This window comes from Rhabdobacter roseus (assembly GCF_014202275.1).
GTDB classification, from domain to species: Bacteria; Bacteroidota; Bacteroidia; order Cytophagales; family Spirosomataceae; genus Rhabdobacter; species Rhabdobacter roseus.
The window spans coordinates 14753-37624 of the sequence record NZ_JACHGF010000012.1 but is presented as its reverse complement, the minus strand read 5'-3'; the positions used below and the strand labels follow the sequence as shown (position 1 = coordinate 37624).

The following is a 22872-nucleotide window of genomic DNA, read 5'->3' as shown; positions in this document are numbered from 1 at the left end:
AAAAGAAAAAAGTAAAATGAAAAATATACTAAAAACTGGGGCGCTGGGGCTGGCTTTACTTTTGTCGCTCGCTGCCTGTCAAGAAGATTACCTGGAAACCGCTCCGACGGATCAGGTTTCCACCGTTGATGCTTTCAAAACAACCAAAAATGCCTGGGCGGCACTGAACGGTATCCACCGGATCCTGTACTCCCAGATATTCGGTACCCAGGCACAGGGTGGGCAGTCCGGAAACATGCTGTATATGGATATCATGGGCGAAGATCTGGTATTTCCAAACGTTTCTAACAGCTGGTTACGCTCAGAATACCAGTGGATTAGCCACAGAAACCCTTCTAGTAGCATTACGTTTTATAACTATACGTTCTACTACGTCATTATTGGGAATGCCAACATGATCATCGCCAATATCGACGGCGCCGAAGGGCCGGAAGCCGACAAGCGGGCTATCAAAGCCGAAGCCCTGACGTACCGGGCCTGGGCGTACTTCCAGGCGGTGCAGCTCTACGGCGAGCGCTTTGCGGCCGGAGCCGCCAACAGCGCCCTGGGTATCCCGCTGGTGCTTGAGCCTTCTACGGAATCCAAGCCCCGGAATACGGTAGCGGAGGTGTATACGCAAATCAATAAGGACATCGACGAGGCCATTTCGTTGTTTGGTACTTATGCGCGCCTCAACAAATCCCACTTTAACCTGAACGTAGCGAAAGGGATTAAGGCGCGGGTAGCCCTCACGCAGCAGGATTACAACACCGCCGCCCAAATGGCCAAAGAAGCGCGGGCTGGCTTTACGCTCATGTCTAACACCGACTACCTGGGTGGCTTCAACAACTACAGCAACCCCGAGTGGATGTGGGCGTCGCGCATCGTAGCCGACCAAACCAACTACTTCTACTCATTCTTTGCGTATATGTCCGTAAACTACAACTCCACGGCCATCCGTTCTACGCCCAAGGTGATGTACTCGGTGCTGTACGACAAAATTTCCGCCACCGACGTGCGCAAGAAGCTCTGGGACCCCACGGGCACGAACACCGCTGATTTCCCACTGCCCGCTTCGACCTTCCAGCGGTACAAGTACCACTCGAAGAAATTCAAGGTAGCTGATCCTAACCTGAGCATCGGGGATGTACCCTACATGCGGGCCGCCGAAATGTACCTGATCGAGGCCGAAGCCTTAGCTCGCCAGGGCAAGGATGCCGAAGCGGCCGAGGTACTCTTCACGCTCGCCGTAAACCGCGACCCCCAGTACGTGCGTTCAACGAATACCGGTGCGGATTTGGTAGAAGAGATCATGGTTCAGCGCCGGGTGGAGCTATGGGGCGAAGGCTTCCGTTTCTACGACCTCAAGCGCACCAACAGCCCGCTTAACCGCAACGGGGGGAATCACAATGCTTCTTATACCAACGGCGTACTTGAAATACCCGCTGGAGACATAAGATGGCAATTTTTAATTCCTCAGGATGAGATCAACAACACCAACGGCGCGGTAGCTCAAAACCCTCAATAAAGGGTATTGGAGTAAAAACAACAAAGGGTACCTCCAAACAGGGGTACCCTTTGTGTTGTTATAAGAAGGCGTAAAATATATTTTTACCTTTAAAATAAGGACCATTTACTAAGCCAACGCTACTTATGGAAAACGAACGCCAATTTTCGGGTCAAAATGAAGAAGAAGTCTGGCAAAAAATCCGGGCTGACCTGGCCCAAAAAAAAGATATACTGGACTACCAGGCTACCATTCGGCAGCAAAATAGGACGGTTGAGCTACGGGTCGACATCGACCTGGGCGGCGGGTTCGAGAGTGGCATTTCTACCACCCGCTTCAAAGCAGCGCTCCCCACGACCGACGAATTTAAATTCAAGATTTATGAACAAGGCCTGCTGAGCGAGGTAGGCAAACTCTTCGGAATGCAGGATGTCAAGATCGGTTACGAAGATTTTGACGCCAAGTTTATCATCCAGACCAACGACGAGGAGCGCGTCAAGGTACTTTTTGCGGACGAAACCACCCGCACTACCCTACTCGCAGTGGCCGATTCGGTACTTTCCAACCTCACTTTCGAGATCAATATCCCCGATTACCTGGACGCCGCCTTTACCGAAAAAACCCTGGAGCTTTCCGTGGAGGAAGGCATCATGGACCCCGCGCAACTCCAGGCTATGTACCACGTCTTTATGCGGGTACTTACCGTCCTGGATCCTCCTGCTCTTCACTAGCCGCGCCAACGTCAGGCCTTTTTAGTGATCGTCCAACGCAGGTACCTGGTCCTATTTTTAGGAGGAGGGTACTTGCTGACTATTTTTCCCAGGTATAGAAGCCTGCGCTCCGGTATGAATCACCAACACCGGAGCTTTTTTATACCCTTCTTCTTCCGGCCCATCCGGCTTTTTCTGGCCCTTCTTTCCCGGTTTCATGGCTTTTTAAATAAAGTACCTTCTTTATTTCACATCGTAGCGCTGGCCGTGCTTTCTGCACGGAAGTACCCATTCCTTTCCGAGGGCAGCTGGAACGCGAATTGTGAGTCTTGGATCATCATTGGATTTCTAAACCTTATAACCGAGGATGGGTATGTACAGAAGCGCAGAAAATGAAATCGTGGAGGAGGTCGAGAATCAGGTTCATCCACCTACTTCCATTACCCTGAAAATCAACGGTACCGAAACTCGACTCCACGTAGCTCCCTGGACCTCGCTCCTCGACGCCCTGCGGGAGTACCTGGACCTGACTGGCACCAAAAAAGGCTGCGACCACGGCCAGTGCGGAGCCTGCACGGTGCTGGTAAACGGCAAACGGATCAACTCCTGCCTCACGCTGGCCGTGATGAAAGAAGGTACCGACATCACCACCATCGAAGGCCTGGCCCAGGGCGAAGCGCTGCATCCTCTCCAAAAGGCCTTTATCGAACACGACGCGTTTCAGTGCGGGTACTGTACGCCGGGGCAAATCTGCTCGGCGGTGGGCTTGATGAACGAAGGCAAAGCCAAAACCAGGGACGACGTGCGGGAGCTCATGAGCGGGAATATCTGCCGCTGTGGGGCCTATACCAACATCGTCGATGCCATTGAGGAAGTCATGCACACCCAACCAGCCCCATGCCATGAATAGTTTCTCGTACAGCCGGGCCAGGGACGTAGCCGCCGCCGTGGACGAAGTAGCGTTGCCCGAGCGCCAAGCCAAGTTTATTGCGGGCGGTACTAATCTGCTCGACCTCATGAAGGAAAACGTGATGCACCCCCGACACCTGGTGGACATTACGCACCTCGAGCTCAATACCATTGAAGATACGCTCGAAGGAGGCCTTCGCCTGGGAGCCCTCGTGACCAACGCCGACACCGCCTACCACGAGCAGGTAGATACGCGCTACCCGCTCCTGAGCAAGGCTATCCTGGCCGGGGCTTCGCCGCAGCTGCGCAACATGGCCACCAACGGCGGCAACCTGATGCAACGTACCCGCTGCTACTACTTCTACGACACCGCCACGCCCTGCAACAAACGCGAGCCCGGTACCGGCTGTTCGGCGATCCGGGGGTTCAACCGCATTCACGCCATACTGGGTACCAGTGAGCACTGCATCGCGACGCACCCGTCGGATATGTGCGTGGCCCTGGCTGCGTTGGAAGCCAAGGTACACGTCAGAGGCCCCCACGGCGATCGCGCCATTCCGTTCGCGGATTTTCACCGCTTGCCCGGCGACACGCCCGAGCTCGACAACAACCTGCAGCCCGACGAGCTCATCACGGCCATTGAGCTGCCGCCCCAGGGCTTTGCCGACCACCATTCGTACCTCAAACTGCGCGACCGCACCTCCTACGCCTTTGCGCTGGTGTCGGTAGCGGCGGCGCTGGAGCTGGACGGCGATACCATCCGGGAAGCGCGCCTGGCGCTGGGTGGCGTGGCCCACAAGCCCTGGCGCGACCCGGAAGCCGAAGCCCTGCTAATAGGAAAAAGCGCCACGCGCGAAAGCTTCCAGCTGGCGGCGGAAAAGATACTGCAAGGAGCCAAAGGCTTTCCGTACAATGAATTCAAAATCGAGCTGGCCCGGCGCGCCATTGTGCGGGCCTTTGAGCAGGCTCTCACCAACGAAAAATAACGCATGGCTACCACTCACTATATAGGCCAGCCGACCAGTCGGGTAGACGGACGGGCCAAAGTAACCGGGCAGGCCAAGTACGCCGCCGAATTTAACGCGCCCGGCCTCCTGCACGGGGTCGTGGTGTCAAGTGCCATTGCCAAAGGCAAAATCACGCACCTTGACGCCAATGAAGCCCTTCAGCTGGAAGGGGTACTTCAGGTATTTTCCCACCAGAACCGTCCCGACCTTGCCTGGCTCGACCTCAGCTACAAGGACATGACCGCTCCGGGCGGCTCGCCCTTTCGTCCTTTTTACGACGAAAAGATCCTTTTTAATCAGCAGCCGGTAGCCCTGGTGGTGGCCGAGACCTTCGAGCTGGCCCGCTACGCGGCCACGCTGGTGCGGGTACAGTACGAGTCGGAAGAGCCCACTACCAGCCTGGAAGCCAACCTCGATGACCTCTACACGCCCGTCAGTTTTAAGCTAGGGTACCAAAAACCAAAGTCGCGCGGGGATTTCAAAGCTGCTTTTGACCAGGCTACGACCCGCATCGAAAGCGAGTACTACCACGGGGCCGAGCACCACAATCCCATGGAAATGCATGCCTCGACGGTTTTTTACGAAGAAAACGGCAGCCTGACCATCTACGACAAAACGCAGGGCGTGCTCAACAGCCAGCACTATGTCTCGATGGTTTTTGGCCTTTCCAAAAAGAACGTACGGGTACTTTCCCCCTTTGTGGGCGGCGCCTTCGGCTCGGGCCTGCGGCCGCAGTACCAGCTTTTTATGGCCGTCCTGGCCGCCCTGGAGCTGAAGCGCTCGGTAAAGGTGGTGCTCACGCGCCAGCAGATGTTTTCGTTCGGGCACCGGCCCGTCACGATGCAGCAGGTAGCAATCGGCGCTACGTTTGATGGCAAACTGGAGGCCATCCGGCACGCCGCTTACTCCGAAACCTCTACTTTTGAAGACTACGTCGAGAACATTGTGAACTGGTCGGGAATGATGTATTCCTGCCCCAACGTGGAGCAGGAATACAAGCTCGTGCAGCTGGACATGTACACGCCCCTCGACATGCGCTCGCCCGGCGCGGCCACGGGGGTACACGCCCTGGAATGCGCCATGGACGAGCTGGCCTACAAGCTCAATATAGACCCCCTGGAGCTACGGCTGCGAAATTATGCCGAAGAAGAACCCAGCGAAGAAAAACCTTTTTCGAGCAAAGCCCTGCGCGAATGCTACCAGCAGGGAGCCGAGCGGTTTGGCTGGGCCAACCGAAACCCCGAGCCCCGCTCTACCAAAGACGGCACCGCGCTCATTGGCTGGGGCATGGCCACCGGCATGTGGGATGCCATGCAAATGCCTACCCGCGCCACGGCTACCCTCACCAGTGACGGCAAGCTCACTGTGGGCAGCGCCACCGCCGACATCGGTACGGGTACTTACACCATCATGACCCAGATCGCCGCCGAAATGCTGGGGCTTCCGCTCGAGAACGTGACGGCCCAGCTGGGCGATTCGTCCCTGCCCCTGGCGTTTGTGGAGGGCGGCTCCGCCACGGCGGCCTCGGTGGGAACGGCCGTGACCTATGTTTGCGAAAAGATTCAGAAAAAATTGCTGAAGCTCGCCCAGGCTGCCAATAACTCCCCTTTTGCCAAAGCGAAATTAAAAGACGTAACCTTTAGCGAAGGGTACCTACGGCTGCGCAGCGATGCTACCGTAGCAGTGTCATTGACGGAGCTCATGCAGCAAAACAGCATCAATACTCTGGAGGAAAAGGCCACCGCCCTGCCCAAGCTCCTAAAACAGAGCAAGTACGCCCGCAACACCCACTCCGCCGTTTTTGTCGAAGTACGGGTTGACGAAGCACTGGGCTCTATTCTGGTGACCCGGGTCGTGAGTGCCATTGCCGCCGGACGCATCCTGAACCCCAAAACGGCCCGCAGCCAGATCTTGGGCGGAGTGGTATGGGGCATTTCGATGGCCCTGGAAGAAGACACCTTCATGGACCACACCTACGGCCGCTTCATGAACCACAACCTGGCCGAATACCACGTAGCCGTCAACGCCGACATCCGCGACATCGACGTTATTTTTGTGGAAGAGCAGGATACCATTGCCAGTCCTATCGGTGTCAAGGGTGTGGGCGAAATCGGGCTGGTGGGTGTGTCCGCCGCCGTGGCCAACGCCATTTTTCACGCTACGGGCAAGCGCGTCCGCGACCTTCCCATCACGCTCGACAAACTTTTGTAAGTACCTTATTCATCAACAAAATCTTTAACCCCTGAACGCATGAACACAACCGCTGCCGTGGGAGGAGGAATTGCCGGAGCAGTTGCCCTCAACGTTTTGCACGAGCTCTACCGCCACCGGGACCCCGACGCCCCGCGCATAGACCTGATCGGCGAAGAGGCGCTGGAAAAATCGTTAAAAAAAATAAACGTTGAGCCACCATCCGGCCAAACGCTCTATAACCTCACGCTCGCCGGAGACCTGGTCAGCAACGCCACCTACTACAGCCTCATCGGGGCCGATAAGGACAAAAACCTGCTGCTGCGCGGCGCGCTGTTCGGGCTGGCCGCCGGAGTTGGTGCGGTGTTGCTGCCCCAGCCCCTCGGCCTCGACGAAGCCCCCAGCAACCGCACTTCCAAAACCCAGGTCCTGACTGTAGCCTGGTACCTGGTGGGCGGCCTCGTCGCGGCCGCCGTAACCCAGCTCCTGCGCGACAAAACCTAAACGACTCCCACTCCACCCGTTTTCCACCTCCCGCGCCCGACAGCCGGGAGGTTTTTTTTGCCTTATACTACCTATAAAGTACCCTACGCTGTTTCTAAATAACCATCTCGCCTCCTAACAGAAACACTCAAGGAGCAAAGATTCCTGCATTCAATACTCTTTCAATCCATCTTGACTTGGAAGGTACTTTGGAAGCGGGTAATAACTACGAAACTAGTTACAACCGCATCTAGTTTCAATCCATCTTGACTTGGAAGGTACTTTGGAAGTTTACGGAGGTATCGGCAATCGGGTTGTTGTCTTTGTGTTTCAATCCATCTTGATTTGGAAGGTACTTTGGAAGTTTCTGCTCCACGGAATCGCACTTTACGGCCATGTAAGGTTTCAATCCATCTTGATTTGGAAGGTACTTTGGAAGATTTTCCGCGTTCATAGTCGTAGGGTTTTCAGGTTTTCGTTTCAATCCATCTTGATTTGGAAGGTACTTTGGAAGTACCCCTTGACATTTCACAGATTACTACCGACCTTTAGGTTTCAATCCATCTTGATTTGGAAGGTACTTTGGAAGTTCGCTTCGCAATGCTGGGAGTACTTACACAATAACGCGTTTCAATCCATCTTGATTTGGAAGGTACTTTGGAAGTTTGCCACGGTACCGGGTACCGTCACGCATCGGCGCTGTTTCAATCCATCTTGATTTGGAAGGTACTTTGGAAGACTACTGGGCCTGGCCGGGGCGGTGGTACTCAGAATGGTTTCAATCCATCTTGATTTGGAAGGTACTTTGGAAGTCGTCGGGAGCTCCAAAGTGCTGAATACTAATTGTTTATTTGCTTTTTGCTTAGCCCTATTTTTCATTACACAATACGTCAAAGAGCTTGGAAAGGGTTGATTTTGGCCCCTTTTCCGGAAGTATAAATTGCTGACCAACAGCGAATTACCTCTGATTTCGACAACTACCTCCATAAATTCACAGCCGGAAACACTCATCGGATACACATATTGCGGTACGTGCAAGTTACGCAACGGGCCTTGTATTTGGTAGCTTTTGGAAAGCGATTTTCGTCGATAATCTGAAAAATGGCGCGCGCCGCCGCGCGCACGTGCTCCTTGTCGGCGTCGGTGATGGGTACCTCTACTACCTTGTTCCGACTGCGGGTGTACACCAGGAAACCCTTGTGGACGGGTTTGCCAAAATGCTCCTCGATGAGCCAGGCGTAGCAGTAAAGTTGCGTGCGGTAGGTGTCATACACGCGGTCGTTGTACTCGGCAAATTTGTAGTCGAGCGGGGCCATGCTGCCGTCGGCCAGGGTCAGGACCTCATCCAGTCGCCCGCGGATGAGCTCGTTGGTCAGGTACTGGTCCAGAAGCTTGTCGGTAGCACCGATACGCCGCCGCAGGTAGTCTTTATTTTGCTCCAGCTTCTGGTCGTGCAGACCGCGTCCGCGCAGCACCAGGTAGTTGCTGTCTTCGTGCTGGGGTATACGAAGTACGTATTCAAAGTACGTAAACCGCGGACAAAACAGGTACTCGATGATGTGCGAGGGCGTCAGGGAGGGCATGGTGGTACGTGGGTAGGTAGGTTAAAAAAACAGCGCCGAAACTTCGTCTTTGACCAGTTTTTTGTCAAAAGCCTGCCCCAGCAGCACCGTCTGGCGCAACTCATCCTGGCTCATCGGAAAAATGTACACCTTGTCTTTTTCTTCGTCGATGAGTTCCTCCAGTTGCAGTGTCAGCGTGGTTTTCTGGGCCGGGGTGAGCGTCCCCAGAAAGCACGAAAACTGCACCCGGTAGAGCCCCGCCCGCTCGCAGGCTTTGGCCGCCTTGGTACGGCTGCGGTCTTTTTCGATGTCATACAGTACCCAAACCAGCATGGTAGTCGTCTTGGTTAATGGTGTAAAAAATGGCTACGCCCCTACCCTTTCTTCCCGATGAGCGTATTGGCAAAATGGTGGGCGTCGTGCTGGATGGCCAGGCTGCGCGGCAGGTTACGACCTCCGTGCCGGATCGGCTGCCCGTCCAGAAACTCGTTCAGGGTCGTTACGAGCAGGGCTTTGCCTTCCTTATTGAGCGTGACGCCCTGCGCCAGCGGGTCTACGTGCGCTTTGTTGACCTTCTTGGCCGAAAACAACCGGAACACCACTTCATCCACGTAGGTACGGTAGGGCTCAATAAAATCAAACACCATGCTGAGCTGGTTGTAGTCGTCGCGGTGCAGAAAACCCAGGTACGGGTCCACGCCCGCCACGATGAGCGTCTTTTCGATCTTGCTGTACAGGATGCCGTAGCCGTAGTTCAGGAAGGCGTTGAAGGCGTCGCGGGCCGGACGCATACTCCGGCCCTGAAACGTGTAGCCCTCCGGCAGCACGTAGCTGAGGGTTTCGAAGTAGAGCCGACCGGCCGTGCCCTCCAGCCCTCGCAGGGTGTCGGCTACCTCGGCCACGCGCGCCGCCTCCTGCGTCTGGATCGACACGCTCAGGGCCTCGATCCGGGCTATTTTGTCGTTCAGAAACGCGGCGTGCTGCGGACGGTGCTTCTTGAGGTCTTTGATCAACTCCAGCTGGTTGTCGAGCTTGCGGCCCAGCCACTGCTTCACCCAGTGCAGCCCGGCCGCGCCCACGCTGGCTTCGAGCTGCGCCTTCCGGATCTTGGTGGTGCTGCCCAGCTTGCTGTGCCACACCCGCCCGAAGGGGTCGCCGTCTTGCTCCAGAAACACGATGTCTACGTTGTAGGTCATGGCCAGGCGCACGGCGTCAGTACTCAGGGCGGTGCCCGTAGCCAGCCACAGGGCCGTCACTTTCTGGGCCGAGTAGTGCTTCTTCTGGATTTCCTTCTTCTCGTCCCGGACGCGCACCTCAAACATATCGTCCTTCACGTGGACGTACGCGCCGTAGGTATTGATGTGGAGCTGCATGGGGAGGGGGTTGTGGGGTGTTACTAAATCAACTCAAAACAGGATAGTGTATATCTTCATAAAGCTTAATGTACGATAGCGCCACTTGAAGCGCCACGCCTTCCGGGCTATCCAAACGCGGTTTTTGATCAAATTGCGCGTCTACCCATTCCAGCATCTGTTCGTATTCTCCTTCATTACGGATTGGTCTCAGTTCCATGATTATCGGGCAGTTAAGTACCTGTTACGCTAGTTTTCTCACCGTCCCAAAGCCCCGCGCGGCCTGCTTGCCCAGCCCTACGTCATCGGGCAGCAGCACGTTGGTGGTGAAGCTACCGCCAAAGCCCAGAAACTCCACGTTCTTGAACTTCGTTGTGACGGGCTCGGTGGGTGTGAGCTTCAAAAGTACCCGCTGCTCGGGCTGGTTTTTGTCCAGCTTCAGGCCAAAGGCCTCCACGAAGGTGAGGAGGTTGGCCACGGCCGTATTTTTCAGGATCGTGGCCTTCGCCGCCGCGTCGGCCTGGTGGTAAGCCTTGTAGTTTTTCTGGTTCAGCCCCAGCCAGAGGGTTTCGTAGCGGTAGGTGTGGAGGTCGTCGGAGAGGCCGATGGTTGCCTGCTCGTGCCGAATGTGCTTGCTCAGCACCGGGTAGGTAACGCCGTCGAGGCGCAGTTCCCGCATTTTCAGGAATAGCTCTACCAGCAGGCCCGCCCCCTCGCCCAGGCCCACCAGCGTAGGTACCTTACGAAGTACCTTGTACTGCACCAGCGGGTAGGCGTAGCGGTACTGCGGCCCCGCCCCGTCACTCCCCTCCTCGAAGTGGTTGTGCAGCAGGGGCGAATGCTCCCGAAACAGCGTGCCGAAGTACCCCCGCAGCTTGTGCGCATCCCGCACCCGCAGGGCGATCTCGGGGAAAGTAATGGTGGTGATGGGGATTTGGATGGTGGGGGTCATAGAATAAAAGTCTGATCATCTGTTGATTTAAACCCAGTTTTTAAATCATAATTTTCCTGCCAGTTGCTGATGTACATGATTTTCCTGTCTTTCTGATTAGCAGGAGGCACAAATTTATTTTTAGGAAATCTGGTTACGTATTGCAAGAGTTGGGGCTTTATACGTTTAATTTTTCGTTTTAGCTCAAAGCTATCTTCGGTTTCCTTTATAATAGACACATACTGCTGCCATATATCCTGCGCATTATCATCAATAGGAAGGAATACATTGTAGTTTCGATAGTCGGCCTCAATGAGCTTGAATTTGTTTGCGACATCCTCCGTACGAAGCTGCTGCATTGCTTCAATCAGATAAATCGACTCGTCGTTTGCTTCTGCTTTTCCCTTCCTCACCGCCGTAGCGTATTTTTTATTTAAGTCGTAAAGTTGTGATTCTAAGATAGATTCAGGATACTCCTTTAAAATTTCACGGGTTTTTGACAGTAGTACTTTGTCATAGATGTACTTAGCCTTATCCAGATTGAAAAGTTTTACGATTCCGCTGCCCTTCTCGCCATTCCGATTACAGCGCCCCGCTGACTGATTGATGCTGTCCAAAGGCGCAAAATCACGGTACACAATGTCAAGATCGATATCGACACCCGCCTCCACGACCTGCGTCGATACCACAATTTGCCTGCCATTCTGTTCTTTGATTTGACGGATTACTTCCATTCTTCGATTTGGCAAAATCGAACTGGATAAGTAGAGAATCTCCCCGAATTCATCTGAAAGCGACTTAAAAATTTTCTGGGAAGACTTTATCGTATTACAAATAATCAGAAACGATTTTTCAGAATTTTCTTCAATATCACTTTTCAGAAGTGAAACAAAATCGTCCAGTTCGATCTTATCGTATTTTTTAAGCAGAGATTGATCAAGTATGATTCTTTTCAATCCCTTAAAGTATTTTTTCGGGTCAGCCAGTTCTTGAATATCGGACTTATTTTCAAAAAGAAACGGCTGAGTGGCTGTCACAAAGACGAATTTAGTACCAAAGTATTCGTTCATTTTTTTAAATACAACTTCGATCGCTTCAAAATACTGAGGAGGGATATTCTGCACTTCATCTAAAATAAAAATTGCGTTAGTCATGTTGTGAAACTTTCGCAGTAGACGATTTTGATCGGTAAAGATACCTTCTAAAAACTGAACGAATGTAGTAACGATGATATCATGCTCCCAGCCTTCGGTGAGGTAGTCTGGCTCGTCACGGTTCAGCTTTTCTTCATCATATTTGTCATTAGAGGTAGACAAGTAATGATTTTTCGATAGTCTTGTTTCTAGGTTTTCAATTCCGCTTTTGACTAAAATATCTCTCAGAATATCTTCATTTTGATCGATTATTGATGTAAAGGGAAGAACATAAATTATTCTAGGGCATACTCTAAATTGCTCGTGATAAGCATTTTGTAAAATTATTGCTGTGTTGTAAGCTCCGTAGGTTTTACCTAGTCCTGTAGGTAATGTAATTGAGAAAAACCCTTTGTGCGCGTGTTCAAGCGCGTTCTTTCGCACTAACTGATACGCTTCCTCTCGGACTAGATCCAAAGCTCTGGGTTTATCTTCTTTGTGTTTTTGCTGTTTGTAATTACTAATGAGGTCTTGTGAAAGAAGCTGGTTTTCTTTTATTAGGTTTTCTTTCTCACTTCTATCAATCATCATGTCCCCTTTATCAGCAGAAAGGAGCAAGGAGAAAAGTAAATGTTGTAGAAAAAAATATTTAATTTCATTTTGCTTTTCAAGGGCACTTTGAATTTTGACAAGTTTTCTTCCACTTGACAGATTCGCCTTAATTTCGTCCCATGCATTTTTATGGACTGATAAATTTTGAGAGTCCAGTATTTGTTGATACAATTCAAAATCCTGATACTTTATTTGTTTCTCTAAATACTCAATTTCTGATTCAGTCAACAGAATTTGTAAACGTTCACTAGAATCTTTGAAAAAATTATTAAGACTTCCATGATGGCGGCGAATTATCTTTAGAAGGATAAACTCTAAAATGGGATCTTCGCTTTTAAAATTACTCAATACAAAGTACCCGCCCAGCTTGGCATGGTTTCCCAAGCGCTCGTCTTCTTCAAGAAGTTTCTCAAACTCCTCTCTGCGACTGCCATTGAAGAAAGCTATATAACCCTGAATTTCGGGAAGATTTTTGAATTTAGAATTGTTTTCTGCTTCCTCTGTCGCCTTAATGATCTTATATTGAAAAAAGCTTCCCTTTCCAAAATCATGAAAATATACCAGTAGATGCCTCATCTTCTCCAATAGATCCACTGGATAAAAAGCCTCTGAGTTAATATACTTCAATTGTAATATTTTGTGAGATATAGCATTACAGTTGAACAGGTGCGTTCTAAGGGTACGGTCAGGATGAGAGATTAATTCAAAAGAGGCAGATGTTCTTTCCATCGACTACGTAGTGTTTTTTTACTTTTGCGGGTATAGGGTTCCCTTTCCTTTCCAATAGAATGTCGTCCCGTTCGGTAACGTTACGCTCGGTGTCCATCTCCATTGCATAAAGACTTTGTTCGACCAAATAGAATTCACCGCCTGCCAAACTTTGGTTGTCAAGTCCGACAAAATCACTTCGGGGAATCACGGAATCAATGGTAACAAAATCAGGAGAGGTAGTAGCCTCAGCCTTATATTCTCCCACAAATCCAAAGTTCGAAAGCAAACCCGCCAAGCCTAGCGTAGGAGTATATGCTGCTGAATGAGACCGCAAGGCATCCCTTAGTTTCTGATACGTTTTTTCGTCTTGATGGCTTACATAAATGCGATAGCGAGGCTGATGCACAAATTCCGTCATGGTAGGTTTGGGAGGTGCCCCTTCCTTTTTCCTCCCTAACTCGGCTTTGAGGTTGATGCCCATGCGCTGAAAAATCAGTGGCTTTTGCAAACTAATCCCCACTAAACAAGACTTGTCCGCAAATGCCTTTAAATAGGCATTTCCCTTTTTCTCCAAACCTAATATGGCTCCTATATAGCCGTACAGACTGGTTTTGGTAGGTATGGCGTACGTCAGGGCGGATGTAGTAGCGTAAATCTTCTTGTAATGGGCATACTCGCCCCAGATGTCGAAAACCAAAATGTTCATGGACTGACTTTATTTGGTAGGGATGGACGCACTCATTTCTAGTCGGTCATCCGCCTGTACAGTTATTCCGGTAATCTTATCGTCATACTTTTTCAAGGCCGTGATAAGATCCGTCGTATCCAGAATGTAATCGCTGACATCTTCTAGGTTTTCCATCTTTTTTTCATCCTTCAAAGTCATCTTCAGGCGCTGACAAAGATCACCGATGAAAAAGCCGTCTCTGTAATCAATTTTGACTAGTAGGCGGGGCATGTGCCCTTTTTTTGAGCGCGTAAGCAAATCTTTCGTGCCATTCCACATGGCTTCTACCAATTCATTTACATCCTCCCCGGTAGTACCGACATGCCGGGCAGCGTTTTCATTAATTACCCCATGAAAAGCTATCAAACCATAGGTGATGTTGTATTCTTCGCGAAAAGTCTTTTGCTCTGCTCCCTCTTTCGTGGCAAAGGCTCCGGTTCCCTTAATAAAATTATCTTTCGTAACCTGATTCAGTGTGTAGCCCATCGAGAACTGCACCGGACCAGTAAACTGGTAGTTTTTGCCCTTTACTGCGGATACACCTCCAAACAGCCGGACATCGATAAATTTATTTTTAAACTCGTCTTCACTGGCATAAGCACCGGAACGTTGCTCACCCGTTACGGCCTCTGTCCTGATAAAAATATCACCTCTGCTACCCTCTTGCCCGTCGTATCCCTTATCAATGAGATAATCGCGAATGGTTCTTTTAAGGCGGACATCTGTGACAAGACATCGGCCCGTTTCTTCATCGAGGCGTGGACGATTGGAATCGAGTGGATCGCCGTTGGGATTGCAACGCTTAACGTCGTAGAGGAATAGTAACTCACTGCGGCTTTGGATAGTACTCATGGGATAGGAGGTAATTAGGTTGGAAAATTAGTTTTGAACGTCTGAATTTTGCTTATGGGCCTCTCTGTCTTTTTTTGCTTTACTACGTTCCTTTATTCGGTTCAGAAAAAACTCGCGCTGAATCGTCAACCCCAAGGAAAAGGCATAGGAGATTTCTGTTTTGTCGGCTTGCCTTTCATTTGCCTCAACAAACGAGGCGTCGAAGCGAGCTATCAGCCTCAGAAAATCCTCGTAACCACCATAAAGTTTGTCCGCTTTCTGGTATTCATCTGTTTTAGCTAAAAGCTTAGGCTTAATTTCCATCATCTCCCGGTAACCTATGCTCAGGTTATTGAGTTTATGATTGAAGGGACGGCTTCCCAAGTGGCTATCCTGAGCGTTCAGAAGAATTTCGGTCGCACATCCTAAGTAGAATGCCGCCATTTTCAGTGGTGTACCCTGAAAGAAATTCTGATGCTGTTCAACAAAAATTTCCGCATTTAAACTGATCGATTCCTTTTCTTGTACTTCCATTTTTCCGAAAAGTTGAAGGGTTTGAAAATATTGGTAAATGGTGAATGACCTTTTTACTAACTGAGGAAACTTGTAAGCTTCTTCGCTTTGGTTTTTAAACGCCTCGACAATTAGCTGCATGAACGACGCCAACACCTGCTTCTCCCTCACTAGGTTTTTATAAAAAATAGCCTCAGCTATCTGGAAGAAAAAGGGTTCAGGAAAGTACTTTTTGATTTCGTAGAAAGTCAGATAAAAGGGATATACATCCTGCTTCTTGGTTATGACTTTGGTCATATTATCATATCTTCTCTCAATCAAACCCTTAGCATTCAATATAGTCTTGAATCGCGAAGGTAGCACGTCCGATATATGTACTTTTATAGAAAATTGAGCCTGCTTCTGCTCGTAAAAGAAAATATCGTAATAGATGCTGCTATTGCTTAGTTTTTCCTCATGAATGATTTCATTGAAGATGCTTTCTGAATTTACGATCGACTGCGACTGTGTTTCCGATGAGGCCGCTTTATCCCGGCGGCTCTGCTGAACGTATATGTCAACAACCTCAAACCTTAATTCTTCGTCTTCCAGAGCAATGAACCGGGGAAGTACGAAGAACTTCATATTTTGAAAGCCATAGGAAAAACTATCTTCCAAAGCTCTCTGTGTTCCTTCCAGAATTTTTACAGCTTCGGGCGATACCGGAAACATCTTGTACGAGTTCTTGGCATCAAAGCCATTTCTGGAAAAGGAAATGTCATTGACCGTAAACCCCAACGTATCGACACGGCCCCATACTTCCTCTACCGCCTGGTAGGTTACGGAGCAGGTTTTATCCACTGCCCGGTAATCCTGCCCTTTACTGCTGAAATACTTGTTATAGGCTTCATCGTCCAGGATTTTCACCATTTCCGGAATCTCACCCAACCATTTGCCGTCTATTCTGAGCGTGAAAAGATAGTTTTTCTTTTCTGTGCAGTTTTCAATAACGAAATCTTTGAGTTCAATCAGTAGCCTTTCCAGAAGTTTTTCAGAGTCGAAAAGAGAGTTATAAATCTTTGCATTGGCTCCAAGACTCCTACCTAGCTTATCCATAAACTTTTCGATGCTGCCTTCGAGCAGTTTCTCGTTGCTAGCACGAGTCTCGGGCTTGTCTCCAATCGGAAGGTAATAAAAATGTAGTGTAGGCAAAATGCTGGTCGATCGGGCAGAAGCAAGTTCGCGGAATAAATACTTTTTGTCCCAGGTTTTGCGATACTCATCGAGCGACAATTTATTGAGTTGGCCATTGTCGATCTCTGCAACAATCACTTTCTCGTTTTCGGCTCTCTCTGAGTAGGGCGATCCAAAGGCCTGAAAGTACCGTTGCATAGAATCTATCTTCTGCAATTGCTTCCCAAACTGATAGAGAGTTTTTATCATAATATTTGATCGTGTTGCATATACGTCGGCAATCTCACCATCTCCATTGACAAATACGGACAATCAAGACTTTTTTTAGAAAAAGTTTATCAAGCGGTATGTAAACACATTAGGGAATCAGATCCTCATCGAAAGAATTTCCATTACAGATTTCGCATTCGGAGCATCGCTCTTGTCCACAGTTGTGGCACTTTTTGAAGGGGCGATTGAGTAATGTGTGCTGATCTACTTGATAGTGTAGGCTAGGCTTGCTAAATTTGGACATAAGAAATTTTGGTTTAAGTGAAACAAGGTTTCTGTGAGCAGACGACGGGCCTCGGAATCCTCGTCTGCTCTTCATCTACAATCCTTCTTTTATGGATCTTTTTTTTACGAATAGTAATCTGTTTCAAACCTTCTATTATTCTAGGATGTCGAGAGGTTTACTTTTACAAATAGCAATCTTAAAGTAATTACTTGTAAAGCAACACAATTAATGGGAGATTACCACCTTGTCAATTAAATAAACTTATGACCTATTGTCCAAAAACAATCGCCGAGACAGACAATCAACTCAAAATCAACGATATATCCATACCTAAACTAAAGCGTGGACAACTAAATACCTACAATTCTACTCAAATAAAAGCGGTGGGTGTAGATGCCTTCCTGGACTTAGTATGTGAGACAGAACCCATTCAGCCACCCGATTTAGGTTTCACCGAGGCGGAATGGGATGAAATGGAAACGTTACTACAAGACTAGTTCCTATGACAGCCACAAAAGACAAAATACAACACGTAAGCCCCTTGCTCACCAAAGATAACCGTCTCAAAAAGAGCTACAAGACCGTCGAAGAAGCCGCTCAGGCGAAAACGGACTATGTGATGAAGGTAGCTTTAAAGGACGTAGATTGGTCACAGTTAGATCGTTCAGATAAATAACTCCGCTTCAAAAAACAGTCCTGCCAATGAGTCCAGATGAAATAGAGGCCTTGAAGGATTTGATAGTCCGGCACTTGACCATCGAATTGGATCAAGAGGTCGAGGCCGTTATGAAAGCCAGAAACCTCACCCCGGAAGACCTAGCCCGGCGAACCGAAGCGATGAACGAGAACCGCACCGAGTACAAGCAGCAAGCCCGTCGCAGGAAAGGATGAAACCCATCCTGGATTACCATTCTCCCTTCTCCACTTTCTCCCGCAAAAACACCCTCAGTTCTTCGGGCTCAACTACCTCCACCTCACCGACCATACCCAGCAGAAACCGCCCGATGCCCCGGAAGTCCCGCACCAGGTAGCGGAATTCGTAGGGAAAGCGGGCCCCTTTGTCTTGGAGCGTCAGGTACGCCCGCGAGGCGGGAAATTCTTCAAAAAGCAGCCGGTACGCCAAAAAGGAAAGGCGAATGACCGTGGGTAGCGCTACCGGCCCCGAAAAGCCGAACAAATCCAGCTCGACGGATTCTTCCCGGTGTTCCTTCGTGGCTGAAAGTACCTCCACCTCTTCCACGCGGGCAATTTTGAAGGTTTTCTGTTTTTGGGAGACGAGCTCAAAGGCATTCAGCGTAGCAAAATCGTCGGAAAGGCTAAGGGGTTCCACGAGCCGATCGGCCACGGTGGATGAATGGCTGGAATGGTACTTGACGAGCCGCACCTGTCTGGCTTCGGCAATGGCCCGGTTCAGGCGGCTGATTAGCGTAGCGCGGTGCTTATCCGCTAGCTCATCGGCCAGGGGAAGTAGCTCGCTGCTCAGGTAGAGTTTACGTTCAATGCTGGTCTTCAACGGATGACTGGGCGGGAGCGCGGCCAGATGCTGCCGCAGCAGCCGGGTTTCTTCGAGGCTGAACTGCGTCTTCGAAGCCGTGGGCTCGGCTTCGAGGCTGTAGCGCGAATCTTCATCGGCATGTAGGCGATAACCGATGTTTTGCACGGCTTCGAGGTCACGGTACACGTTGCGTGGGATGGTATTGAGTAGCAGGGCAAGTTGCTTCACGGTGCTCTTGCGTTCGCGCAGCAGCCGGATGAGCCGAAGCACACGCTCGGCTTTGGGGATTTCATTCATGAGGAGTGGCGGGTATAGGGTGTGTTTTGTCTAAAAATCTTTAGCAATAGCAATATACGCAAAGTACCCCGACCCAACACTTGGGGCCAGGGTACCTTGGTCAAATTTTTATCCAGCGGTAGGTAAAGTACCCCCGCCCCAGGTCGCGGGTCGCGGCCTGCCTCGTCAGCCGCCGGAGGCAGGGAATGGTTTTTTTAGCGTATCCCGGATCACCGCTGGATCAGTAGCTAAACCAATCAGCCTTGCTATGAAGTACTTACTCTTACAAATACCCCAGGAAGTTCCGAATCAGACCGAGCCCGTCGATTTTACCTCCATGACGAGCATCGTGGTGTACCTTGGCGTTCCCGTGCTGCTGCTCGGGTTTTACATCTTCTGGCGCAAACGCCTGGCCCGGATCCACCGGGAAGAACAGGAACGCGAAATGCAGGAAAACGCCCGCTCCACCGACCGCCCCGACGAGTCGCACGGCTAGTTTGTTTCCATTAGCTTAAAGTTTCACCAAAAAACCGCAAGGTACGTTCCCAGGCCAGCTTAGCGGCTTCGGGGTTGTAGCGGGTGGGGGCGGTGTCGTTCAGGAAGGCGTGTTGCGCGCCTTCGTATACGTAAATCTCGTGCCGGACGCCCGCCTTTTTGAGCGCTTCTTCGTAGGCCGGAATACCCGCGTTCACGCGCTCGTCGAGCCCGCCGTAGTGTAGCTGCACCGCCGCCTTGATCTTGGGCGCATCGGCGGCTTCGGCCTGGCGGCCGTAGTAGGCTACCGCGGCCTGTAGCTGCGGCGAATGCACCGCCAGCTGGTTGGCCATCGCGCCGCCCCAGCAAAAGCCCACGCAGCCGGTTTTGCCGTTGCTTTCGGCGCGGGCGCGGAGGTAGTCGAAGCCCTTCAAAAAGTTGTTCAGGTTCTTAGGGGCCTCCAGCTTGCCGATGAGCGTGCGGGCTTCGTCTTCGCTTTCGGGGGTACCTCCGAAGGGCGAGAGCGCGTTAGGGGCCAGCGCCAGGTACCCGGCCTTGGCTACGCGGCGGGCCACGTCCATGGTGTGGGGGTTGAGGCCCCGGTTTTCGTGAATCACGATCACAGCTCCGCGCTTTCCTCCCGCTTTGGGGCGCGCCAGGTACCCTTGCATGGTGGTGCCGTCGCCGGGGTAGGTGATGTCTTCGGTCAGAATGTCTTCGTCGTTTTCGGCTACCGTGGCGGCCTGGGCGTAGTTTACTTCCAGGAGGGGCAGCACGGCCAGGGCCGCCGTGGTGCTACCCGTGAGCTGGGCCAGGCGCTTAAGGAAGGTCTCCCGGCTCAAGGGTTTGTGGGTGTACTCGTCAAATAGGTTGATGATGCGCTGATCCATGCTGCTTATTATTTTTGGTGAAATTGAAATCCCCTCCTAAACTACGCCAAAGCGAGGCTTATTTTCTTGTAAAAGCCTGGGGATCCTCTTTCTCTACTGACTTCAGGCAGATGGGTACTTTCAACCCGCGCTTTTGGGTACTTCCTGATGGTGGCTACGACCAGCCAACGCTAGCTTTTCGTCCTTCTTCGAATCAAGGCACGATATTTTAAACAATCAACTGCATGAACAATCCACACCCACGCCCTGCATTTTCCCAGAAACCGCTAAACCGTACGATCATGAGCCAGAACCCATATCCGGGACCTGACAATCCCAGCATTCCCGAAGAAAATCCAGTCCTGCCCGGCGAAACGGGGGTACCTATCCCTGACGCACCGGACGAAACGCCAGCCGTAATTCCCGAGCCCGAGATTCCGCCCTTTGAGCCGCAGCCGGAGAATCCACCCATCGAGCCGGGTATTCCCGAGCTGGACCCCGACCCCGTGCCGGGCCAGGAGCCGGATACGCCGATGTTATAAAAACCTGATTTTTGCCCAAGAGGCCGACTTCCCCGTCGGCCTTTTTTTATTGGTTAATAATTCCCCGGCCCAGGTACCTGCGTAGCTTACCTTTTGAAGTAAGATCAGTAGTAAATGGCCAAAGCTACTTTTTGGTAGAAGTACCCAAGTACCTCTACGATGAGAAAACGCCCCGTTTTGCTGCTGCTGGCGCTCCTGCTGCCGCTGCCGATGTTGGCCCAGAAGAAAAGTACCCCTTCCAACCCAGGTACCCCCTGGTGGAAGCAAAACAACCTGCGGCTGATCCAGACCAACCTGCCGGCCTACGAAGCCGCCACGCTCAACCCCGACTCCCTGCTCCAAGACCTGCAAGCCTGCTCGGCCAACGTCCTGCTCATCAACGCGGGCGGCATCATGGCCTTCTACCCCACCGAGCTGGACTTTCACTACCGCAATCCGTACCTGAAGCCCAATAACATGCTCGGCGAGGTGATCCGGAAGTGCCACGCGGCCAACATCCGGGTGATGGTGCGCTTTGACTTCAGTCGGGTCCATGAATCCATCTTTAAAGCGCATCCCGACTGGTGCTATATTTCCCCGAAAGGCGAGCGCATCATCAATACCGACATGTACGTGGTGTCTATCAACGCGCCCTACGTGCAGGACCGCGCCTTCCGGATCATCGGGGAGGTACTGGACAAGTACCCCATCGACGGCATTTTCCTGAACATGCCTGGTTACCAGGTACGCAACCCCTACGAGGACCAGTACCACGGCATCGACCAGAACGCCTACGACCAAAAACGCTTTGCCGACTACAGCGGCGGGCTGGCCCTGCCCACGGAAGAAAACAAGGCGGACCCGGTGTTTCAGAAGTACCTCGATTTCAAGAAATTCACGGTCGAAGATTGGTCGGAGCGGCTGCACAAGCTGGTCAAAGCCAAGAACCCGCAGGTGGCCATCTGTACCTACCTGGACCGCCACGTGGACATCATCCGGCACGAGTCCCAAACCAACAGCCTGCCCTACTGGCCCTACTCCGCCTCCGACAACGTGAGCAACGCGGGGAATTCCTTCCCGAACCACGTCATCAGCAACAGCAGCATTCAGCAGATTTCGTTTCAGTCGCGCTACAACGCCGTGGAGCCCGAGGAGGTAGCCATCCGGCTCTACGAAAACATCGCCAACGGCTCCGGGCTGGACATCAGCCTCATGGGCGACCTGCGTGGCTACGAAGACGAGCGCAATTTTGAGGTCGTTAAGAAAATTTACGCCCACCACCGTAAGTACGAGCCCTACTACGGGCGTTACGCTTCGGTAGCTAAGATCGCCCTGGTAGCGCCGGGCTCGTGGCCCAGCGGCCTGCCCATGCAGGAGTACCGCGGCCTGCAACTCATGCTCAAAGAAGCGCATATTCCGTTTGACATCCTGGAAGACGCGCAACTACCCCACCTGGCCGAAAAAGTGAAGCAGTACCAGCTGCTGCTCCTGCCCGACATCACCTACCTGCGGCCCGAGGCCGTACAGGTACTTCGCGAGGCCGTGCGGCAGGGTACGTCGCTGATTGCCACCAACCGCACGCTCTTCGACCAGCCCGACGTACTGCGGGAGCTCTTCGGGGCACGGATCGTGCAGCTCGACCACGACGGCAGCGGCAACTACCTGGTTCCCGAAGACAAGCGTATTTTCAAGCGCTTTGCGCAACAAAAAATGCTTTTCTGGAAGTTCAACCTCAGCCTCTACGACCTGACGGAAGCCGACGCCCGGCAACTACCCATCCTGAGCAAAGGCCGCCCCGGACCGCCCGAGATCATCGGCGGCCACGAGCCCACCGGCTACCACGCGCTGGGCATCAGGCAGCACGGCTCGGCCAGGGCCGCGATCCTGCCCATCAACCTGGGGCGGCTGTACTACCTGCACGGCTACGAGCAGCACAAGAATATCCTGCTGGATGTCATCGACTACCTCTACCCCGAAGCCCGCCAACTCGTCACCACCAACGCCCCCGAGCGCGTGGAGGTGATTTTGCAGAAGTACGGCAACAACCTGGCTGCTACGGCAAGTACCCGCCACGCCGACGACGGCCTGATCCTGCACCTGATCAACCTGACGGGTTTCAGTGGCAATACCTACTTTGCACCCCTGCCCGTACGGGATCTGACGTTTCGGCTGGCCTGCGCTTTTCGGCCCAGCCGGGTGTTTTCCATGCAGCAGGAGCGCCCCCTCCCCCACCGCTGGGCCGACGGGTACCTGGAGCTGGAGCTAAGTACCCTCACCGACTACGACGGCCTGATCATCGACCGGTAGTGGGGCAGAGGGCATGGGGCGTGGGGTACGGGGCGTGGGGCAGAGGGCATGGGGCATGGGGCGGAGGGGGTACTTCTTCTCTGCGTTGTGGAAAATATGATTAC

At 51.9% G+C, this 22872-nt stretch carries 23 protein-coding genes and 1 CRISPR repeat array; of the genes, 12 read left to right on the top strand and 11 right to left on the bottom strand.

Going from position 1 to position 22872, the window contains the following annotated elements; translation table 11 throughout:
• Window positions 1-16 precede the first annotated feature (16 nt).
• The 6 genes from HNQ92_RS24655 (at window position 17) to HNQ92_RS24630 (ending at window position 6806) form a co-directional block, all read left to right on the top strand.
• Window positions 17-1507: a RagB/SusD family nutrient uptake outer membrane protein gene (locus HNQ92_RS24655; RefSeq protein ID WP_184178461.1), complete on the top strand. Its 1491-nt coding sequence runs from the start codon at window positions 17-19 to the stop codon at window positions 1505-1507.
• A 125-nt stretch (window positions 1508-1632) separates the two neighbouring features.
• Window positions 1633-2217, top strand: a complete 585-nt coding sequence (locus tag HNQ92_RS24650) for a hypothetical protein (protein ID WP_184178459.1) — start codon at window positions 1633-1635, stop codon at window positions 2215-2217.
• Between the two features lie 352 nt (window positions 2218-2569).
• The gene (locus tag HNQ92_RS24645; RefSeq protein ID WP_184178457.1) at window positions 2570-3106 is read left to right on the top strand and encodes a (2Fe-2S)-binding protein; all 537 of its coding nucleotides are present in this window, start codon (window positions 2570-2572) and stop codon (window positions 3104-3106) included.
• Window positions 3099-4091, top strand: coding sequence for an FAD binding domain-containing protein (locus tag HNQ92_RS24640; RefSeq protein WP_184178454.1), 993 nt, complete (start codon window positions 3099-3101; stop codon window positions 4089-4091). Before HNQ92_RS24645 ends, HNQ92_RS24640 begins: the two co-directional genes overlap by 8 nt.
• A 3-nt stretch (window positions 4092-4094) precedes the next feature.
• Window positions 4095-6323, top strand: a complete 2229-nt coding sequence (locus tag HNQ92_RS24635; RefSeq protein ID WP_184178452.1) for a xanthine dehydrogenase family protein molybdopterin-binding subunit — start codon at window positions 4095-4097, stop codon at window positions 6321-6323.
• Between the two features lie 39 nt (window positions 6324-6362).
• Window positions 6363-6806, top strand: coding sequence for a hypothetical protein (locus tag HNQ92_RS24630; RefSeq protein ID WP_184178450.1), 444 nt, complete (start codon window positions 6363-6365; stop codon window positions 6804-6806).
• A 158-nt stretch (window positions 6807-6964) separates the two neighbouring features.
• A CRISPR array of direct repeats spans window positions 6965-7597; the repeat unit is 37 nt; unit sequence GTTTCAATCCATCTTGATTTGGAAGGTACTTTGGAAG.
• Between the two features lie 195 nt (window positions 7598-7792).
• Here the strand turns inward: HNQ92_RS24630 and cas4 are convergent.
• Genes cas4 through HNQ92_RS24585 form a run of 9 tightly spaced genes read right to left on the bottom strand, consistent with a single transcriptional unit; the run spans window position 7793 to window position 16579 of the window.
• Window positions 7793-8368, bottom strand: a complete 576-nt coding sequence (gene cas4 / locus HNQ92_RS24625; RefSeq protein WP_184178448.1) for a CRISPR-associated protein Cas4 — start codon at window positions 8366-8368, stop codon at window positions 7793-7795.
• Between the two features lie 21 nt (window positions 8369-8389).
• The gene (gene cas2, locus HNQ92_RS24620) at window positions 8390-8680 is read right to left on the bottom strand and encodes a CRISPR-associated endonuclease Cas2 (RefSeq protein ID WP_184178446.1); all 291 of its coding nucleotides are present in this window, start codon (window positions 8678-8680) and stop codon (window positions 8390-8392) included.
• Between the two features lie 41 nt (window positions 8681-8721).
• Window positions 8722-9720, bottom strand: a complete 999-nt coding sequence (gene cas1 / locus HNQ92_RS24615; protein ID WP_184178444.1) for a CRISPR-associated endonuclease Cas1 — start codon at window positions 9718-9720, stop codon at window positions 8722-8724.
• A 28-nt stretch (window positions 9721-9748) separates the two neighbouring features.
• Window positions 9749-9919 carry a transcriptional regulator gene (locus HNQ92_RS24610; RefSeq protein WP_184178442.1) on the bottom strand — a complete coding sequence of 57 codons (171 nt, stop codon included), beginning with the start codon at window positions 9917-9919 and terminating at the stop codon, window positions 9749-9751.
• Between the two features lie 24 nt (window positions 9920-9943).
• Complete coding sequence (locus tag HNQ92_RS24605; RefSeq protein ID WP_184178440.1) at window positions 9944-10651, bottom strand: CRISPR-associated endonuclease Cas6; 708 nt, start codon at window positions 10649-10651, stop codon at window positions 9944-9946.
• Window positions 10648-13104, bottom strand: coding sequence for a CRISPR-associated helicase Cas3' (cas3, locus tag HNQ92_RS24600; RefSeq protein WP_184178438.1), 2457 nt, complete (start codon window positions 13102-13104; stop codon window positions 10648-10650). The genes HNQ92_RS24605 and cas3 overlap by 4 nt, the downstream gene beginning before the upstream one ends.
• Window positions 13079-13792 carry a type I-B CRISPR-associated protein Cas5b gene (gene cas5b, locus HNQ92_RS24595; protein ID WP_184178436.1) on the bottom strand — a complete coding sequence of 238 codons (714 nt, stop codon included), beginning with the start codon at window positions 13790-13792 and terminating at the stop codon, window positions 13079-13081. Before cas5b ends, cas3 begins: the two co-directional genes overlap by 26 nt.
• A gap of 9 nt (window positions 13793-13801) precedes the next feature.
• Window positions 13802-14665 carry a type I-B CRISPR-associated protein Cas7/Csh2 gene (cas7b, locus tag HNQ92_RS24590; protein ID WP_184178434.1) on the bottom strand — a complete coding sequence of 288 codons (864 nt, stop codon included), beginning with the start codon at window positions 14663-14665 and terminating at the stop codon, window positions 13802-13804.
• A 27-nt stretch (window positions 14666-14692) separates the two neighbouring features.
• A complete protein-coding gene (locus tag HNQ92_RS24585; protein WP_184178432.1) occupies window positions 14693-16579 on the bottom strand; it encodes a TM1802 family CRISPR-associated protein in 1887 nt (628 codons plus the stop codon).
• Between the two features lie 510 nt (window positions 16580-17089).
• Here HNQ92_RS24585 and HNQ92_RS24580 point away from each other — a divergent pair.
• From HNQ92_RS24580 to HNQ92_RS24570, 3 genes are read left to right on the top strand one after another with little or no spacing between them, the layout of a single operon-like run.
• The gene (locus HNQ92_RS24580; protein WP_184178430.1) at window positions 17090-17323 is read left to right on the top strand and encodes a hypothetical protein; all 234 of its coding nucleotides are present in this window, start codon (window positions 17090-17092) and stop codon (window positions 17321-17323) included.
• A gap of 5 nt (window positions 17324-17328) precedes the next feature.
• On the top strand, window positions 17329-17502 hold the full coding sequence (locus HNQ92_RS24575; protein WP_184178428.1) for a hypothetical protein: 174 nt from the start codon (window positions 17329-17331) through the stop codon (window positions 17500-17502).
• 50 nt (window positions 17503-17552) lie between these two features.
• Entirely contained in the window at window positions 17553-17717 is a 165-nt protein-coding gene (locus HNQ92_RS24570) for a hypothetical protein (protein ID WP_184178425.1), read from the top strand.
• A 13-nt stretch (window positions 17718-17730) separates the two neighbouring features.
• Here HNQ92_RS24570 and HNQ92_RS24565 read toward each other — a convergent pair whose 3' ends face one another.
• Window positions 17731-18618, bottom strand: a complete 888-nt coding sequence (locus tag HNQ92_RS24565; RefSeq protein ID WP_184178423.1) for a helix-turn-helix transcriptional regulator — start codon at window positions 18616-18618, stop codon at window positions 17731-17733.
• Window positions 18619-18865: 247 nt separating this feature from the next.
• Here HNQ92_RS24565 and HNQ92_RS24560 point away from each other — a divergent pair, with 247 nt between their 5' ends.
• On the top strand, window positions 18866-19093 hold the full coding sequence (locus HNQ92_RS24560) for a hypothetical protein (RefSeq protein WP_184178421.1): 228 nt from the start codon (window positions 18866-18868) through the stop codon (window positions 19091-19093).
• A gap of 10 nt (window positions 19094-19103) precedes the next feature.
• On the opposite strand, the gene HNQ92_RS24555 is transcribed toward HNQ92_RS24560, so the two are convergent.
• The gene (locus tag HNQ92_RS24555) at window positions 19104-19961 is read right to left on the bottom strand and encodes a dienelactone hydrolase family protein (RefSeq protein WP_184178419.1); all 858 of its coding nucleotides are present in this window, start codon (window positions 19959-19961) and stop codon (window positions 19104-19106) included.
• A gap of 281 nt (window positions 19962-20242) precedes the next feature.
• Here HNQ92_RS24555 and HNQ92_RS24550 point away from each other — a divergent pair, with 281 nt between their 5' ends.
• Window positions 20243-20482, top strand: coding sequence for a filamentous hemagglutinin (locus HNQ92_RS24550; protein ID WP_184178417.1), 240 nt, complete (start codon window positions 20243-20245; stop codon window positions 20480-20482).
• A 159-nt stretch (window positions 20483-20641) separates the two neighbouring features.
• Window positions 20642-22768 carry an alpha-amylase family protein gene (locus HNQ92_RS24545; RefSeq protein ID WP_246440791.1) on the top strand — a complete coding sequence of 709 codons (2127 nt, stop codon included), beginning with the start codon at window positions 20642-20644 and terminating at the stop codon, window positions 22766-22768.
• The last annotated feature ends 104 nt before the right edge of the window (window positions 22769-22872 follow it).

Bases quoted from the DNA above. Each gene is read 5' to 3' on its own strand.
- HNQ92_RS24655 (WP_184178461.1), top strand. From the start codon at position 17: ATGAAAAATATACTAAAAACTGGGGCGCTGGGGCTGGCTTTACTTTTG.
- HNQ92_RS24650 (WP_184178459.1), top strand. From the start codon at position 1,633: ATGGAAAACGAACGCCAATTTTCGGGTCAAAATGAAGAAGAAGTCTGG.
- HNQ92_RS24645 (WP_184178457.1), top strand. From the start codon at position 2,570: ATGTACAGAAGCGCAGAAAATGAAATCGTGGAGGAGGTCGAGAATCAG.
- HNQ92_RS24640 (WP_184178454.1), top strand. From the start codon at position 3,099: ATGAATAGTTTCTCGTACAGCCGGGCCAGGGACGTAGCCGCCGCCGTG.
- HNQ92_RS24635 (WP_184178452.1), top strand. From the start codon at position 4,095: ATGGCTACCACTCACTATATAGGCCAGCCGACCAGTCGGGTAGACGGA.
- HNQ92_RS24630 (WP_184178450.1), top strand. From the start codon at position 6,363: ATGAACACAACCGCTGCCGTGGGAGGAGGAATTGCCGGAGCAGTTGCC.
- cas4 (WP_184178448.1), bottom strand. From the start codon at position 8,368: ATGCCCTCCCTGACGCCCTCGCACATCATCGAGTACCTGTTTTGTCCG.
- cas2 (WP_184178446.1), bottom strand. From the start codon at position 8,680: ATGCTGGTTTGGGTACTGTATGACATCGAAAAAGACCGCAGCCGTACC.
- cas1 (WP_184178444.1), bottom strand. From the start codon at position 9,720: ATGCAGCTCCACATCAATACCTACGGCGCGTACGTCCACGTGAAGGAC.
- HNQ92_RS24610 (WP_184178442.1), bottom strand. From the start codon at position 9,919: ATGGAACTGAGACCAATCCGTAATGAAGGAGAATACGAACAGATGCTG.
- HNQ92_RS24605 (WP_184178440.1), bottom strand. From the start codon at position 10,651: ATGACCCCCACCATCCAAATCCCCATCACCACCATTACTTTCCCCGAG.
- cas3 (WP_184178438.1), bottom strand. From the start codon at position 13,104: ATGGAAAGAACATCTGCCTCTTTTGAATTAATCTCTCATCCTGACCGT.
- cas5b (WP_184178436.1), bottom strand. From the start codon at position 13,792: ATGAACATTTTGGTTTTCGACATCTGGGGCGAGTATGCCCATTACAAG.
- cas7b (WP_184178434.1), bottom strand. From the start codon at position 14,665: ATGAGTACTATCCAAAGCCGCAGTGAGTTACTATTCCTCTACGACGTT.
- HNQ92_RS24585 (WP_184178432.1), bottom strand. From the start codon at position 16,579: ATGATAAAAACTCTCTATCAGTTTGGGAAGCAATTGCAGAAGATAGAT.
- HNQ92_RS24580 (WP_184178430.1), top strand. From the start codon at position 17,090: ATGACCTATTGTCCAAAAACAATCGCCGAGACAGACAATCAACTCAAA.
- HNQ92_RS24575 (WP_184178428.1), top strand. From the start codon at position 17,329: ATGACAGCCACAAAAGACAAAATACAACACGTAAGCCCCTTGCTCACC.
- HNQ92_RS24565 (WP_184178423.1), bottom strand. From the start codon at position 18,618: ATGAATGAAATCCCCAAAGCCGAGCGTGTGCTTCGGCTCATCCGGCTG.
- HNQ92_RS24560 (WP_184178421.1), top strand. From the start codon at position 18,866: ATGAAGTACTTACTCTTACAAATACCCCAGGAAGTTCCGAATCAGACC.
- HNQ92_RS24555 (WP_184178419.1), bottom strand. From the start codon at position 19,961: ATGGATCAGCGCATCATCAACCTATTTGACGAGTACACCCACAAACCC.
- HNQ92_RS24550 (WP_184178417.1), top strand. From the start codon at position 20,243: ATGAGCCAGAACCCATATCCGGGACCTGACAATCCCAGCATTCCCGAA.
- HNQ92_RS24545 (WP_246440791.1), top strand. From the start codon at position 20,642: ATGAGAAAACGCCCCGTTTTGCTGCTGCTGGCGCTCCTGCTGCCGCTG.